The organism is Micromonospora sp. C51, assembly GCF_018070435.1.
In the GTDB taxonomy this organism is placed as follows: domain Bacteria; phylum Actinomycetota; class Actinomycetes; order Mycobacteriales; family Micromonosporaceae; genus Micromonospora; species Micromonospora sediminimaris.
In genome coordinates, this window is record NZ_JAGPXQ010000001.1 from 220,854 (window position 1) to 234,610 (window position 13,757).

The 13,757-nt window shown below is 70.0% G+C and carries 14 protein-coding genes; 5 read left to right on the forward strand and 9 right to left on the reverse strand.

Going from position 1 to position 13,757, the window contains the following annotated elements; all coding sequences use genetic code 11:
• The first annotated feature begins 1 nt into the window (after position 1).
• Positions 2-625 (forward strand): hypothetical protein, encoded by a 624-nt coding sequence (locus KBX50_RS01050; RefSeq protein WP_210933789.1) that lies wholly within the window; start codon positions 2-4, stop codon positions 623-625.
• Positions 626-790: 165 nt separating this feature from the next.
• On the opposite strand, the gene KBX50_RS01055 is transcribed toward KBX50_RS01050, so the two are convergent.
• The 7 genes from KBX50_RS01055 to KBX50_RS01085 all read right to left on the reverse strand — a co-directional run bounded on the left by KBX50_RS01055 (position 791) and on the right by KBX50_RS01085 (position 8,384).
• Positions 791-2,335: an arabinofuranosidase catalytic domain-containing protein gene (locus tag KBX50_RS01055; protein WP_247672875.1), complete on the reverse strand. Its 1,545-nt coding sequence runs from the start codon at positions 2,333-2,335 to the stop codon at positions 791-793.
• Between the two features lie 222 nt (positions 2,336-2,557).
• Positions 2,558-3,523, reverse strand: a complete 966-nt coding sequence (locus tag KBX50_RS01060) for an NAD(P)-dependent alcohol dehydrogenase (protein WP_210933790.1) — start codon at positions 3,521-3,523, stop codon at positions 2,558-2,560.
• Positions 3,524-3,593: 70 nt separating this feature from the next.
• Positions 3,594-5,099 (reverse strand): tripartite tricarboxylate transporter permease, encoded by a 1,506-nt coding sequence (locus KBX50_RS01065; protein ID WP_210933791.1) that lies wholly within the window; start codon positions 5,097-5,099, stop codon positions 3,594-3,596.
• A gap of 17 nt (positions 5,100-5,116) precedes the next feature.
• Positions 5,117-5,578, reverse strand: a complete 462-nt coding sequence (locus KBX50_RS01070) for a tripartite tricarboxylate transporter TctB family protein (RefSeq protein ID WP_210933792.1) — start codon at positions 5,576-5,578, stop codon at positions 5,117-5,119.
• A 1-nt stretch (position 5,579) separates the two neighbouring features.
• The gene (locus KBX50_RS01075) at positions 5,580-6,593 is read right to left on the reverse strand and encodes a tripartite tricarboxylate transporter substrate-binding protein (RefSeq protein WP_210933793.1); all 1,014 of its coding nucleotides are present in this window, start codon (positions 6,591-6,593) and stop codon (positions 5,580-5,582) included.
• 187 nt (positions 6,594-6,780) lie between these two features.
• A complete protein-coding gene (locus tag KBX50_RS01080; RefSeq protein WP_210933795.1) occupies positions 6,781-7,926 on the reverse strand; it encodes an erythromycin esterase family protein in 1,146 nt (381 codons plus the stop codon).
• A gap of 68 nt (positions 7,927-7,994) precedes the next feature.
• On the reverse strand, positions 7,995-8,384 hold the full coding sequence (locus KBX50_RS01085) for a MerR family transcriptional regulator (protein WP_210933798.1): 390 nt from the start codon (positions 8,382-8,384) through the stop codon (positions 7,995-7,997).
• A 63-nt stretch (positions 8,385-8,447) separates the two neighbouring features.
• On the opposite strand from KBX50_RS01085, the gene KBX50_RS01090 reads away from it, so the two are divergent.
• Positions 8,448-9,098, forward strand: coding sequence for an NADPH-dependent FMN reductase (locus KBX50_RS01090; RefSeq protein ID WP_210933800.1), 651 nt, complete (start codon positions 8,448-8,450; stop codon positions 9,096-9,098).
• Between the two features lie 47 nt (positions 9,099-9,145).
• Here KBX50_RS01090 and KBX50_RS01095 read toward each other — a convergent pair whose 3' ends face one another.
• Complete coding sequence (locus tag KBX50_RS01095; RefSeq protein WP_210933804.1) at positions 9,146-10,048, reverse strand: LysR family transcriptional regulator; 903 nt, start codon at positions 10,046-10,048, stop codon at positions 9,146-9,148.
• Between the two features lie 79 nt (positions 10,049-10,127).
• Here KBX50_RS01095 and KBX50_RS01100 point away from each other — a divergent pair, with 79 nt between their 5' ends.
• Positions 10,128-11,051 carry an EamA family transporter gene (locus tag KBX50_RS01100; protein WP_307870792.1) on the forward strand — a complete coding sequence of 308 codons (924 nt, stop codon included), beginning with the start codon at positions 10,128-10,130 and terminating at the stop codon, positions 11,049-11,051.
• Entirely contained in the window at positions 11,048-11,674 is a 627-nt protein-coding gene (locus KBX50_RS01105; RefSeq protein WP_210933808.1) for an NAD(P)-dependent oxidoreductase, read from the forward strand. Before KBX50_RS01100 ends, KBX50_RS01105 begins: the two co-directional genes overlap by 4 nt.
• A gap of 2 nt (positions 11,675-11,676) precedes the next feature.
• Here KBX50_RS01105 and KBX50_RS01110 read toward each other — a convergent pair whose 3' ends face one another.
• Positions 11,677-12,966: a serpin family protein gene (locus tag KBX50_RS01110; protein WP_210933810.1), complete on the reverse strand. Its 1,290-nt coding sequence runs from the start codon at positions 12,964-12,966 to the stop codon at positions 11,677-11,679.
• A 292-nt stretch (positions 12,967-13,258) separates the two neighbouring features.
• Between KBX50_RS01110 and KBX50_RS01115 the strand changes: the two genes are divergently transcribed.
• Entirely contained in the window at positions 13,259-13,672 is a 414-nt protein-coding gene (locus KBX50_RS01115; protein WP_210933812.1) for a nucleoside 2-deoxyribosyltransferase, read from the forward strand.
• Positions 13,673-13,757: the final 85 nt, after the last annotated feature.

A 13,757-nucleotide genomic window follows, 5' to 3' on the forward strand; every position in this document is an offset into this window, starting at 1 on the left:
AATGACGGACCGCTGGGACGACCCACCGCGCCGGACTGAGCAGCCGGGTGACGACGACCACCGCGACGAGCGCCGCTCCGAGGACATCGACCAGGGCGCGGACCGCGACCGGGCGGAACGGGCCATGGAGCACGGCGACGAGCCGGGCACCGAGAGGTCGGAGGCGTCTACAGGGACGCTGGACCGGGCTGAGGAGCAGGCCGCCACCGCCGACGCGTCGTTGTGGGAGCGGTCTCAGGCAGCAGCCCGGCGAGCAGGCGGGATGGCGGCCCTTGTTCTGGCTTCCGTGACGGACGCGCTCGGGTGGCACAAGACGGACGACAGGTTGGCCGTACAAGTCGCCGCCGCGGCCGCGGAGACCGTCGAGGCGAAGGCCAGTGCCGACGCGACGAGGAGGGAACACGAGAACGCGGCGGAGGAGCCCACTACCGATGGGAAGGAGCAGGAGCAGCTGCCGCAGGACCGGGAGGGTGACCGGCAGGCGGTGGTGGACCCGGCGGTCGATCGGGTACCGGGCTTCGACGCCGCCGGCTCGGCCGACCTGTCACCCGACGACCTGGATTACCTGGCCGACGCACACCGCTCGGACGCGCCCGAGGACACCGGACGCCCTCGGGACGAATAACAGACCGGTCAGCCTGGAGGAACTGTCGCCGTGTCGTCGGTATCGTCACGGCCACCTTCCGCTCAAGATCGATGCCCGGCGATCTCAACGGTGGGCTTCGTCGACGGACCCCCGTTGTGACGCGTGGACCACCGGCCCGGTTTCGGCAGGTGATCCACGCGTCCGTCAGCGGTAGCCGGCGGCGATGATGTTGGCGTGCACGGCGTTCTCGGTGGCGTCGGAGGGGTAGCCGGCGACCATGGCGCCCTCGTAGAAGGTGCCGGCGCTGAGGTTGGCCCCGCCGTCGGGCTTGCAGCAGTCCCCACCGCTGCCCAGGACGATCGCGCCCTGCTTCTTCATCGGGCTGTAGCCGGGCGGCAGCGGTCCCTCGTAGAGCGTGTAGAGGCTGCCGGACTGGGCGTTGCTGCCCTTGATGGCGAAGCGGGTGGTGCCGTTGTTCTTCAGGGTGGCGGTGACGAACTTGTGCGGGAAGGAGCGCTGGTTCGGGTTCCAGGACTGGCTGCCGCCGGGGAACAGGCCCCACTCCAGGTCCGCCTGCACCCACGGGCCCGTTCCGGAGCACCCGCCGAACCAGCACTGGGTGCTGAAGTTGATCGCGTCCATCGCGCCTGCGGCGTCGGCCTTGCGGGTCGTCTCGCTGTTGCCGTAGTCGAAGCAGCAGCCGTTGTTGACGTGGGTGCCACTCGTCACCATGTACATGCCCTCGGGTGCGCTGCCGGTCGGCACGCCGGTGAGGTGGCCGTCGCGCCAGTAGCTGTTGCCCGGGTTGATGTACAGCGAGTACGCCTTGCTGCCCCCGACGGTCAGCGACTCGGTGGTGGCGATCGCCGGCCGGCTCTGCGGCGAGCCGGGGACGACTGTGGACCCCTGATACCACAGGTCGTTGCCCCGACCGGACTGGTCGTAGATCACGGTGATCACGCACTGCGTACCGGCGCAGAACGAGTCCTGCGTCGCCGCGTTTGCGGTGCCACCCGTGGCCAACAGGCCGATGTCGCGGGTCGTGTTGTCCGACGAGCGTCGCACCTGGTAGAGGTTGCCGCGGTACGCGGCGTAGAGCGCCCGGGTCGTGCTGTGGGCCGCCACGCACGCCGTACCGCCGGCCGCGTAGATGTCGCAGGGCAGCGACCCGGCCGGCGGGGTGGGCGGCGGGCTCGTCGGCGGGGGTGCCGGCGAGGTCCACTGTTGGTTGGTGCCGCCGTGGCAGGACCACAGGATCATCTTCGTACCGTTGCCGGTGCCGGCGTTGTTGGCGTCCAGGCAGAGCCCGGACTGCACGCCGGTGATGGTGCCGTTGGCGTTGACGTTCCACTGCTGGTTCGTGCCGCCGTGGCAGTCCCAGATGATCACCTGGGTGCCGTTGCTCGTGCCGGCGCCGTTGGCGTCCAGGCACTTGGTGCCGTACACCTGAAGTTGCCTGCCGGCGGTGTAGGTCCAGGTCTGGTGGGCTGCGCCGAAGCAGTCCCACAACTGGGTCTGGGTACCGTTCGTGGTGCTCGCGTTCGGCACCTCCAGGCACCGCCCGGAGGCCACACCGGTGATCACGGCGCTCTGACCCGGGACGATGGCCTCGGCGATCACCGGGCCCGGCGCGGCGACCGCGACCTGGACCTGTGGGGCCATGATGGCCCCACCCACCAGGACGAGAGCTGACGCGCCGATGGCCGCCAGCCGTCGGGGACGATGACGGCGACGTCTCGCAACGATCATGGTGATTCCTCCGGGGTGGTGGTGGAGGTCGGGTGCGACTTCCGCGAGCATAGAGGAACTTAAACATGATTGGTATGACGTCCGACGACCTTGGATGCGCGAGCGTCGACACGGCCTGTCAATCCGGTCGATCCGGTCCGCGAGGTTCCCGGCGGTCGTTGGCAAGCCCGCGGAAACGCCTCCAGCTGCGCCGGAGACTCCGACAGCCCGCAGCTCGAACCGTCAGCGTACGTCGATCACGACGTTGCCGACCTTGTGTCCGGTGTCGACGTACCGGTGCGCCTCGACGATCTCGGTCATCGGGTAGCTGCGGTCGATGACGATCTGAAGCCGCTCCTCGGCGAGCAGGTCCCGCAGGGCGGCCAGGGCCGCATGTTTGCGTACCGACATCCCGGTCCGGACCCGTCGACCGCGGGTGAGGGTGGTGCCGAGCGTCAGCAGGCTGTTGTTCACCAGGCCGGTGGTGGGCAGGTAACGGCCACGCGCCGTCAGCACCGCCCGGCACCGGGCGAACGAGCTGCGGCCGACGGTGTCGAAGACGACGTCGTAGCGCTCACCGCTGGCGGTGAAGTCCTCCACCGTGTAGTCGAAGACCCGGCTGGCCCCGAGCGACCCGACGAGCGCGGCGTTCCGGCCACTGCACACCCCGTGCACCGCCGCGCCGAGGTGCCCGGCGAGTTGGACGGCGTACGTGCCGACGCTGCCGGAAGCGCCGATGACGAGCACCTTCTGGCCGGGTTGAAGGTCGGCCAGGTCGCGCAGGAAGTGCCAGGCGGTGGTGAACCCGTCGACGGTGGCCGCAGCCTGCGCGTACGTCACGTTCGCCGGGATCGTGCTGATCGAGGCCCGCTCGGACAGGCACTTGTACTCGGCGTTCGCGCCGGCGCCGAAGCTGGTGAAGCCGAAGACGCGGTCGCCGACGCGCAGCCGACGCGCCCCCGGCCCGAGCGCCGTGACCTCACCGGCGAACTCCAACCCGAGCACCCGGACGCTCCTGCGTGGCCGGCGCAGACCGATGATGACCCGCCCCCACCGGGGCTCGCCCCGGCGCATCCCACACTCGGCGGTGGTCACCGTGGTGGCGTGCACCCGGATCAGCACCTGATCGGCCCGGGGCTCGGGGGTCGGCAGCTCGACCTGAGTGAGCACCTCCGGTGGCCCGTACGCGTTGAACATCACCGCTCGCATGCGCACCATTCTGCGGTGGCCCCGCCACCACGCCCGGTCCCGCTGACGGCGGTCGTGACGGTCCCAACGCTTACTCGTCCTCGACGAACACCTCCTCACGGCGCCTGCGGATCGCCGGGAGAGCCGCGACGACGAGGGCCGCCACCGCCATGACCAGGAGCACCGCGGAGATCGGGCGGGTCAGGAAGACCGACGCGTCGCCGCGAGAGATGATCAGCGCACGGCGCAGGTACTCCTCCAGCAGCGGGCCGAGGACGAAACCGAGCAGCAGGGGCGCGGGCTCGCAGCCACACTTGATCAGGAGATAGCCGAGGATGCCGAAGAACGCGATCGCGTAGACGTCGAACGCGTTGAAGCTCAGCGAGTACGTGCCGATCGAGGCGAACAGGACGATCATCGGAAAGAGCACCTGGTACGGGATACGCAGCATCCGCACCCAGACGCCGATCAACGGCAGGTTCAGCAGGACGAGCAGCACGTTGCCGATCCACATCGAGGCGATCAGGCCCCAGAACAGCGCCGGTTCGTCGTTGATGACGTTCGGGCCCGGGGTGATGCCGTGGACGATGAACGCCCCGACCATCAGGGCCATCACCGGGTGGGCGGGCAGGCCCAGGGTGAGCAGCGGGATGAACGACGTCTGCGCGGCAGCGTTGTTGGCCGACTCGGGACCGGCGACGCCCTCGATCGCACCGCGCCCGAACTCCTGCTGCCGCTTCGAGATGCGCTTCTCCACCGCGTACGAGGTGAACGAGGCCAGCACGTGGCCACCACCCGGCAGCACGCCGAGCGCGCCGCCCAGCCCGGTGCCGCGGAGGATCGGGCCGACGATCCGGCGCCGATCCGCACGGGTCGGCCAGAGTTTCGTCACCCTGCCGACGATGGCCGTACGGGTCTGCTCGTGCTCCAGGTTGCGCAGGATCTCGGCCACCCCGAACATGCCGACGGCTACCGACACGAAGTCGATCCCGCCGTAGAGTTCGCGCTTGTCGAAGACGAACCGGGGCACGCCGGTGTAGATGTCCTGGCCGACCATTCCGAGCAGGACGCCGAGCGCGATCATCGCCAGCGCCTTGAGGGCACTGCCGCGCGCCAGCGCGATCGACACGATCAGGCCGAACAGCACCAGCGAGAAGTAGTCAGCCGGGCCGAACTGCAACGCGATCCGGGCCAGCGGTGGCGCCGCGACGGCCAGCACGAGGGTGGCCACGGTGCCCGCGACGAACGAACCGATCGCGGCGGCGGCCAGCGCGGGACCGGCCCGGCCCTGCCGGGCCATCTCGTGGCCGTCGAGCGCGGTCACCGCGGCGGACGACTCACCCGGCAGGTTGATCAGGATGGCGGTGGTCGAGCCGCCGTACTGCGCGCCGTAGTAGATGCCGGCCAGCATGATCAGCGCGGTCACCGGCTCGAAGTTGAACGTGATCGGCAGCAGCATCGCCACCGTCGCGGTCGGTCCGATGCCGGGTAGCACTCCGACCGCCGTACCGAGCAGGACGCCCACGAAGCAGTAGAGGACGTTCTGGACCAGCAGAGCGGTCGAGAAGCCCAGCACGAGGTTGTCGAAGAGTTCCATACGACAACCCGGTTACGTCAGAACGAGAGCCACGGACCCCAGAGCGGGATCCGTAGCTGAAGTCCGACGACGAAGATGAGCGTGCTGAGCACGGTCAGCCCGACGGCCACGGCCAGCGCCGTACCGATCCGCACCTGCCGGCTGGCCAGGGTGACCAGGAGAGCGGTCACCGCCGAGGTGGGCACGAACCCGAGGCGCCGCACGGTGTATCCGAAGAACACCACCGCGACCACGATGACGCCGACCGCACGCCAGGGGACCGCCCCGAACGAGACCACCTCGCCGGCGACCAGTCCCTTGCCGACGATGAGCAGGCCCAGGGCGGCGAGTATCACGCCGACCAGCAGCGGGAAATAGCCGGGGCCCATCCGCAAGGGGGTGCCCAGCTCGTAGCTGAGCGCCCCCACCACGAATGCGCCGCCAATCAGGACGAAGACTCCTCCGGCGAGGACGTCCGGAAACGATCGTCGGCGTTCCACCTCAGGAGGCCTCGACCCCGGCGTCGGCAATGATCTTCGCCCAGGTGCCGAGCTGCTCCTCAAGGTGCGCCCGGTGAGCCTGCGAGGTGGCGTCCGCCGCCGCGACCGGTGCGGTGCCCAGCTTCGCCATCTGGTCGATCACCGCCGGGTCGGCCAGCGCCGCCTGGAGGGCTTCGGAGAGCTTGTCGACGACCTGCTGTGGCGTGCCGGCCGGGGCGTAGAGGCCGTGCCAGACGCTTACCTGAAGTTGGGGCAGCCCCGCTTCGGTCGTGGTGGGCAGGTCCGGCAGGCTCTGCACCCGCTCGGGAGTGGTGACCGCGTACGCCTTGATCTCGCCCGCGGCGATCTGGCCGCTGGTGTTGGTGGTCTGGTCGCACAGGAAGTCGACCTGGCCGCCGACCAGATCGGTCAACGCCGGGCCGGTCCCCTTGTACGGGACCTCCTGGAGTTTGACCCCGACGGCGTGCTGGAACAGCAGGCCGCACAGGTGCGACGCGGCGCCGACACCGGCGTTGGCGAGGGTGACCTTCTCGGCGTTCGCCTGCACGTGGGTCAGCAGGTCCGGCAGGGTCGTGGGTGGGAAGTCCTTGCGGGCCACGATCGTCATCGGCACCTCGGTGACGAGCCCGACCATCTCGAAGTCCTCGAGCGGTTGGTAGCCCAGGTTCTTGTAGAGGGCGGGCGCGGTGGACATGCCGATGTGGTGCATCAGCACGGTGTAGCCATCGGGCTCGGCCCGCGCGACATCGCCGGCCCCCACCGTGCCGCCCGCACCTTCGACGTTCTGTACGACGATCTTGGCACCCAGCTTCGCGGCCATCGGTTCGGCGATCATGCGGGTGACGGTGTCCGTCGGGCCGCCGGCGCTGAACGGCACAACGAACGTGATGTTCCGGTCCGGGTAGTTGCCGGCATCGCCCCCGCCGCCACCGTTGGCGGAGCAGGCGGCCAACAGCGCGACAGCGCCGATCACCGCGATCACCCGCCCGACGGCCCGCTGCCTGGTCGTGGTCATGTCGGCGCCTCCTCGTCGAGATATGCACATCCATCGGTGGATGTGCCGTCCCAGTCTCGGACGGCCGCGACGCGAATAGTGTCAGAAAGAATCCCAAGCCCGACGGGCTCACCGGATCCGGCTGCAAGCCGTACAATTCGCCGCCGCGCGAGCACCGTCATCAAGGACGGGGTGGCGCGGAGTCCGCTTACCGTACTGGCCCGGTCGGGGTCTCCGGCTCGATCACCAGCGGGTGGATCGGGGTGACGGTGGGGACGAAGGCGATCACGTCGAAGCTGCCGGCAAGGGTGGGCAACTCGTAGTAGTGGTCCTTGTCGTGCTCGGCCTGGTAGAGACCGGAGATCAACCGGGTCCGGCACGGCCTGTCGATCCGGTCCGCGAGGTGCCCGGAGACCGAGCGCAGATCGATGATCCGCTCACCGGGGTCGTCGAGCAGCACCGCCTCCAGTGACGACGCGACGGGACGCGGGATGTCCGTCGCGGGGATCCGGCCGTGGCCGAAGGTGACGTGGACGGCCATGTAGCGCTGGCCGAGAGCCGCCCTGAGGTGTGCGCCCATCATCGTGTCGCCGTGTGCCGCGACGTGTGCGCTGCCCTCCCAGAACACGACCCGGTCGCCGGTACGCCGCAGGTGGTCGAGGAGTCGCCCGGCGGCGGCGCGCTCCTCCGCCGCCGCGTCGTACCCGACGCCGAGGGCGTGCGCGTGGAAGTCGACGATCGCGTCGATCAGCCGTAGTGCCTCGTCGCGCCCCGGGCTGTCGGGCAGCTTGGCGGCCAGGTTGCGGGCGGTGCGGGCGAGTTCCACGAAGGGTACGCCCGGGTGGGTGCCGCGCAGGCGTTGGACGTGCTCACCGTTGTCGTGGGCGGTACGGATGACGGCGAAGATCTCGCCGATCCGCGCCGCGGTCGCCGGTTCCACCGGGTCGAGCAGCGCCACGACCCGGTCGTAGTCGGCCGGCAGCGTACGCCGCCCGTTGACCGCGACGACGCGTACCGGATCGTCGGGGTGACGCGCGTTGTGCCGGCGCAACCGGACGAGCGCGTCGCGCATCTCGATCGTCCGCCACGGACCCCACGCCTGGCTGAGCGCCGCGTCCAGGTCGACGTCCTCGCCCCGGACGTACCGGTCGTACAGGTCGCCGACCCGCTGGTTGTCCAGCAGCGCGACCGCCCGGAAGCCGCGCCGGATCAACTCGTGGGTGGTCTCCTCGACCAGTCGGAAGGTCTCGGCGGCCTCCCGGGTGCTGGCGCCGAGGCCGACGATGGTGGCCGACTCGACGAGGGCGGCAAGCGTCCGGGCGGACGATGGGACCGGGGTTCGGAGAGCACTCATGCCCCGACGATCGGGGTTCAACATATGGTGAAGTCAAGTCCGCGACGACTGTCGCCTTCGCGGAACGATCACCGTGCGGGATCGTCCCGCCCGATCTCGCACAACCTGGTGCCCGACTCCATCGCCGCGAGCTGAGCCTTGAGGTCGCGGACCCGCTCCTCGACCTCGGTCACCAGCCGACGGGCGACATCCGCCCACTCGTCGGGCGTCGGGTCGGCCGAGAGGTCGGCGAAGAGGGCGGCGATCTCGCGGACACTCAGACCGGCCCGCTGGGCGAGTTTGGCGACCTGGATCCGGCACGCCGCGGATCCGTCGAAGCGACGCTGGTTGCCGGCGGTGCGTACCGCGTTGATGACCCCGTGGTTGTCGTAGAACCGCACGGCCGACGGCGCGACGCCGCTGTCGACGGCGACCTCACCGACGCTGAACGTACGAGGCGGACCCGTGAGCACTGTCATGGCCGGAGGATAGGCACACCGGGACTTGACTTCAACATATGTTGAACCTGCACGGTCTCGGACATGAGCACTTCGACAGACCACCAGAGCAGCCTCTCCCCCGCCGCCGGCCGACGCGTGGCCGTGATCTCGGGCAGCGTCCGCAAGGACCGGATGGGCCCGACGATCGCCCGGTGGGTCGCCGCCGCCCTGGACCCCGCTGCCGCGCCGGACCCGGCTGCCGTCCCCGACCCTGCTGCCACCGTCGACCTTGCTCCGGTCGATTTGATCGACGTGGCCGACGTGGAGCTGCCCGACGACAGCCTCCTCTATCCCGGCGGCGGCCCGAGGAGCGAGGTCGCCGACCGGATCGCCGCCGCCGACGCGTTCGTGTTCGTCACGCCCGAGTACAACCACAGCTACCCCGCCTCACTGAAGCGCCTGATCGACTGGCACTACGGCGAGTGGCGTCTCAAGCCGGCGACCATCGTGGCCTACGGCGTCCACGGCGGGTACGCGGCGATCGAGCACCTGCGCGGCGTACTTGCTGAACTCAGCGTGGTGACCACCCGCCGGGCCCTCGGCCTACGGGCGCCGTGGGCGTCCCTGGACGGCCAGGGCCACTACACACCGGACGCGGAGTTCTCCCGTGGCCTGACCGCCAGCCTGGCCGAACTGCGCTGGTGGGCGGAGGTGCTGGCCGACGCCCGTCGGGACCGGCCCCTCGCGACCTGAACGCGGAGTCGTTTGCCGGTCATGGCGGCGCCGGACCGGCACCCCACTCAGCGATCACCACCACGCCCACCGTCGGCGACCGAGACGTCCATCTCCGTGAGGAACGCCGTCGCCGCAGGGGTGAGGGTGGCCCGGTTCCAGATGAGGTGCTCGATCCGGGCCGGAGCGTCCCGTACGGGAATGGTGACCACACCCGGCAGGTGCGGCGCGTAGTTCGACGGCAGCAGGGCGATGCCGAGCTGCCGGCGGATGAGGCGGGTCATCATGAAGTCGACGGTGCTCACCTCGAAGGCGACCTCGCGGTGCACTCCGGCGGCGGCGAATGCCTGGTCGGACTGGGCCCGCCCGGCCGTTCCCGCCGGCAGGTCCACGAACGCCTCGGTGGACAGGCGGTCGAGGTCGACCTCGGGCTGCCCGGCAAGCGGATGGTCGGGGGCGACCACGGCCACCAACCGGTCGTACGCCAACCGCCTGGCGACCACCCCTTCGGGCCGGGCGGTCACCGGAAGTCCGAGGAATCCGATGTCGACAGCGCCCTCCTTGACCTGGTCGATGAGCTGTTCGCTGCCACCGACGCGCAGCCGGATGCGGACGTGCGGATACCGCTGGTGAAAGGCGTCAAGCGCGGCCGGGATGTCGACAGCCGCGACGGTCGGGATCATGCCGACGGTCAGCCGGCCCCGGACCTCCCCGACCGCCGAGGCGACCTCGGCGGCGGCCCGCTCGGCCGCGTCCAGGCACTGACGGGCCGCCGGCAGGAACGCCTCACCGGCCGGGGTCATCCGCACCCGGCGGCTGGTCCGGTCGAAGAGGCGGGCACCGAGTTCCCGTTCCAGCCGGGCAATCTGATGACTGAGCGCGGACTGGACGACCAGACAACGCTCGGCGGCGCGGGTGAAGTTCCGCGTCTCGGCGACGGCCACGACGTACCGCAGCTGTTGAAGCTCCATCCATCAATCGTGGATCGCGATGGTTGGGCTGACAAGGATGTGTTGGACTCATGAATGCGGGGCGTCGATCCTGATTCGCGTGACGAACCTGGTACTACCTCCGACCGCGGGCCGCCTCGCCGCCACCGCCACGACCGCCTTCGCACCGGCGGTATGGGGAACGACGTACGTGGTCACCACCGAGTTGCTGCCGGCCGGCCATCCACTCTTCGCCGGCCTGATCCGGGCGCTGCCGGCGGGCCTGGCCGCGCTGGCCATCGGCCGGGCGTTGCCGCGCGGCTGGTGGTGGCTCAAGGCGGCGGTGTTGGGGTTACTCAACATCGGGGTGTTCCTGCCGCTGCTGTTCGTCGCCGCCGAACGGTTGCCCGGCGGGGTGGCCGCCACGCTGGGCGCGGTGCAGCCACTGGCCGTGGCGATCCTGGCGGTGACCGTGCTCCACCAGCGTCCGTCGGTCCGGAGCTTCGCCTGGGGAATCGTCGGCGTCGCGGGGGTCGGGCTTCTGGTCATCGGCCCCGACGCGGACTTCGACGTGGTCGGACTGCTGGCCGGTTTCGGCGGCGCCGGGGCGATGGCGGTCGGGGTGACGCTCACCAAGCGATGGGGACGCCCCGAGGGCGTCGGCCCCACGGCGTACGCCGGCTGGCAGCTCACGGCCGGCGGCCTGTTCCTACTGCCGGTGACGTTGCTGTTCGAGGGAACACCACCCACCGTCGACGCCAGCGCCGCGCTCGGCTACCTCTGGCTCGGCCTGCCCAGCGGCCTGCTCGCCTACATCCTGTGGTTCCGGGGCATCGCCACGCTGCCAGTCACCTCCGTCGCGGTGCTCACCCTGCTCTCGCCGATGGTGGCGGCCCTGCTGGGTGCGGTGCTGCTCGACGAGTTGCTCACCCCGATCCAGTCGGCCGGCTTCGTTCTCTGCCTCGCCGCGATCGTCGCAGGCCAGATCAGCCCCACGAGGCCCAGAGCCGCCAGCAGACTCCCCAAGGAAAGGATCAACCTATGAGGATCACCGTGGTCGGAGCCACCGGCATGGTCGGCTCACGCGTCGTCCGCGAGGCCCTCGATCGAGGGCACGACGTCACCGCCGTCTACCGGGGCCGACGACCTGCCTCCCTGCCGCCGGAGGCGATCGCCGCCAGGGGCGACGCCGTGGACGTCGACCAGATGAAGCGGCTGTTCACCGACGCCGACGCGATCGTGGGCGCCACCCGCCCCGCGCCAGGCGCGGAAAGCACCGTCACCGCGACCACCCACGCCCTGCTCGACGCCGCCGCCGCAACCGGACTCCGCATCCTGCTGGTCGGCGGTTCCGCACCGCTGCGGAGTCCGTCCGGTGGGTCCGTGCTCGACGACCCCCGGTATGTGCCGCCAGCGGTACGCGACATCGCCGCCGCGAGCGCGGCCCAGCTGGACGCCTGCCGGACCCACGCCGCCGACTGGGTCTACCTGAGCCCACCCGCGCTGCTTGAACCGGGGTTGCGGAGCGGCGGATACCGACGCGGCGGCACCACCCTCGTGGTGGCCCCGGACGGCACGTCCCGAATCTCGGCGGAGGACCTGGCCGTCGCCGTCCTCGACGAGGTGGAGCGGCCCGGCGGAGACCGCCACTTCACCGTCGGCTACTGAATTCAGCCGACGACCAGCGGGTCGTGGACCCGGCCGATGAACAGCGGTACGCCGGTGACCCGGTCGTGGATGACGTACAGGAACGGCCGGTTCACGAAGAACTGCGGCCCCTGCGGGATCGACGGTGGCCGGATGATGACTGCCGAGGCGGCTGCCGCCTCGACACCCTTCTCGTCGACCCCGATGAACGTCTCGTGCACCACGTCGTCGATGCACAGCGCCGGGTCGGTGGTGCTCATGCCGGTGAAGTCGGCGTACGGCGTGAAGGCCGTGGGCATGCCGAGGCCACTCAGCGCGGCACCCAGCTGGGCCGGCAGGCGGAACGTCCATCGGGGCATCCGCAGTTGGATGTCGGTGAACTGGAAGCCGGCGAACAACGCGCCCAGCCAGGCCGCGTCGAGGTTCGCCTCGACCGCGGCGAGGTTGTCCCGGGTCGGCATGACGATGGCCATGGCCAGCCCGTCACCCGCGAGCGGCACGTCGACCGCCCGCCAACCGTCGCCCAGGAGGTGCCCCATCCGGTCGAACGGACCGCGCATCATCGGCACCTGCACGACCGTGCCGTCATCCCGGGTGAACGGTTCGTCCACGGTGGCCGACGCCCGGAAGGGGTAGTACCAGGCCGCCTTGAGGTAGGCCGTGTTGGTGAGCATCAGGCTGGTGTCGGTACGCACCGAGTCCGGGGCCAACAGCTCCGGGATCTTCGCGTTGGTCCGGTCGGACACCCAGGTGTTGATCTCCTGGCGGGCCGCTTCAGGCGCGCCACGGAAGTCGACCGGGTGTGGGACGGCACCGTAGTAGCCGGCCAGGGTGTGCTGGAACCCGGACCGCAGGCCCAGATCGAGCCGGGTCCACACGGCGTTGGCCGTGGTCACCCGGGGCTGCCGCACCCCGTCGCCATCCTGGAACCGCGTGGCGAGCGACTGGTCGACGGTGTTCAGACCGCTGTCGAGCGCGCCGGGTCGCGGATGCGGCGCGTGCAGCACGGCATCCATCTCGTCCGCCGTGGTCGAGCCGGCACCCGCCCTGGCCATGGCGAGGGCCAGTTGGACCGAGTACGGCGCGCAGACCACGTTGCCACCGGTGTGGCTCGACGCGATCGTGCGGTAGAGGTCGGCGGTGAATCCGCGTACCGCTGTCGCGGCGGCCTGCATCGTGGCCGGGTCGGGAGGTACGCGTACCGGATCGCTGGACGCGAACGCTCCGCTGAGCCAGCGGGGATGACCGGGGGCGGCGGTCAGAGCGGCGGCCGCGAGTGGCACCGCTCCGAGAATCGATCGACGCGAGACCATGCCCCGACGGTAGTGCAGTGTTACCGGGACGTGACGGAGGAAGGTCCAGAATGCATCGAAGTTAACCAATGTTCGTTACTTGCGTACGGCTTCCGGCCACCCGACGACGGCACCTTGGCCGAACCCGCGAGGCGGACCGTCGGAGGCTGCCTCGACCTGCCGAACCCGAAGCGGCTTCGATGGTGTGGGAGAAGATTCTGCGGGGGCACGACGGTGTCGGCCACCTCAACGGACCCCGACATCTGGTACCGCTCATCTGAGCACGAATACCGACCACCCGCTTGGAGGATCGATGCCGGAAATCGAGGCAGTCACGATATGCAGCAGCTCCAAGTTCTACGACACAGCCCAACGTGCCGAGGCAGCGTTCCGCCGCCTGGGCATGACCGTCTACACGCCGCGCTACGACTTCGACGAACAGCATGTGCAGGTCAACGAATCGGACAAGATCCAGCTCACGCGTGATTTCCTGGCGAAGATCGCGAAGTCGGACGCGATCTTCGTGGTGGCGAACGGCGGATATGCCGGCGTCAGCGTGTGCATCGAGGTCGGCTACGCGGTGGCGCAGGGCAAGGTGGTGTTGTTCTCCGAGCAGCCGACGGAGTTCGCGCTCCGGGCGCTGGTCGACACAGTGATCCCGATCGAGGAGATCGGCCCAGGGTTGCGATCGGTTGCCAGGGCCGAAGTGGCGGGCAGGTCGCGGTGATCGTCGCGGTGCCCGCTTCCTCGAGCCGGCTGTTCGGCACGGTCGCCGAGTTCGTCGGCAACCGGTTCGCCGGCTGAACGAGGCT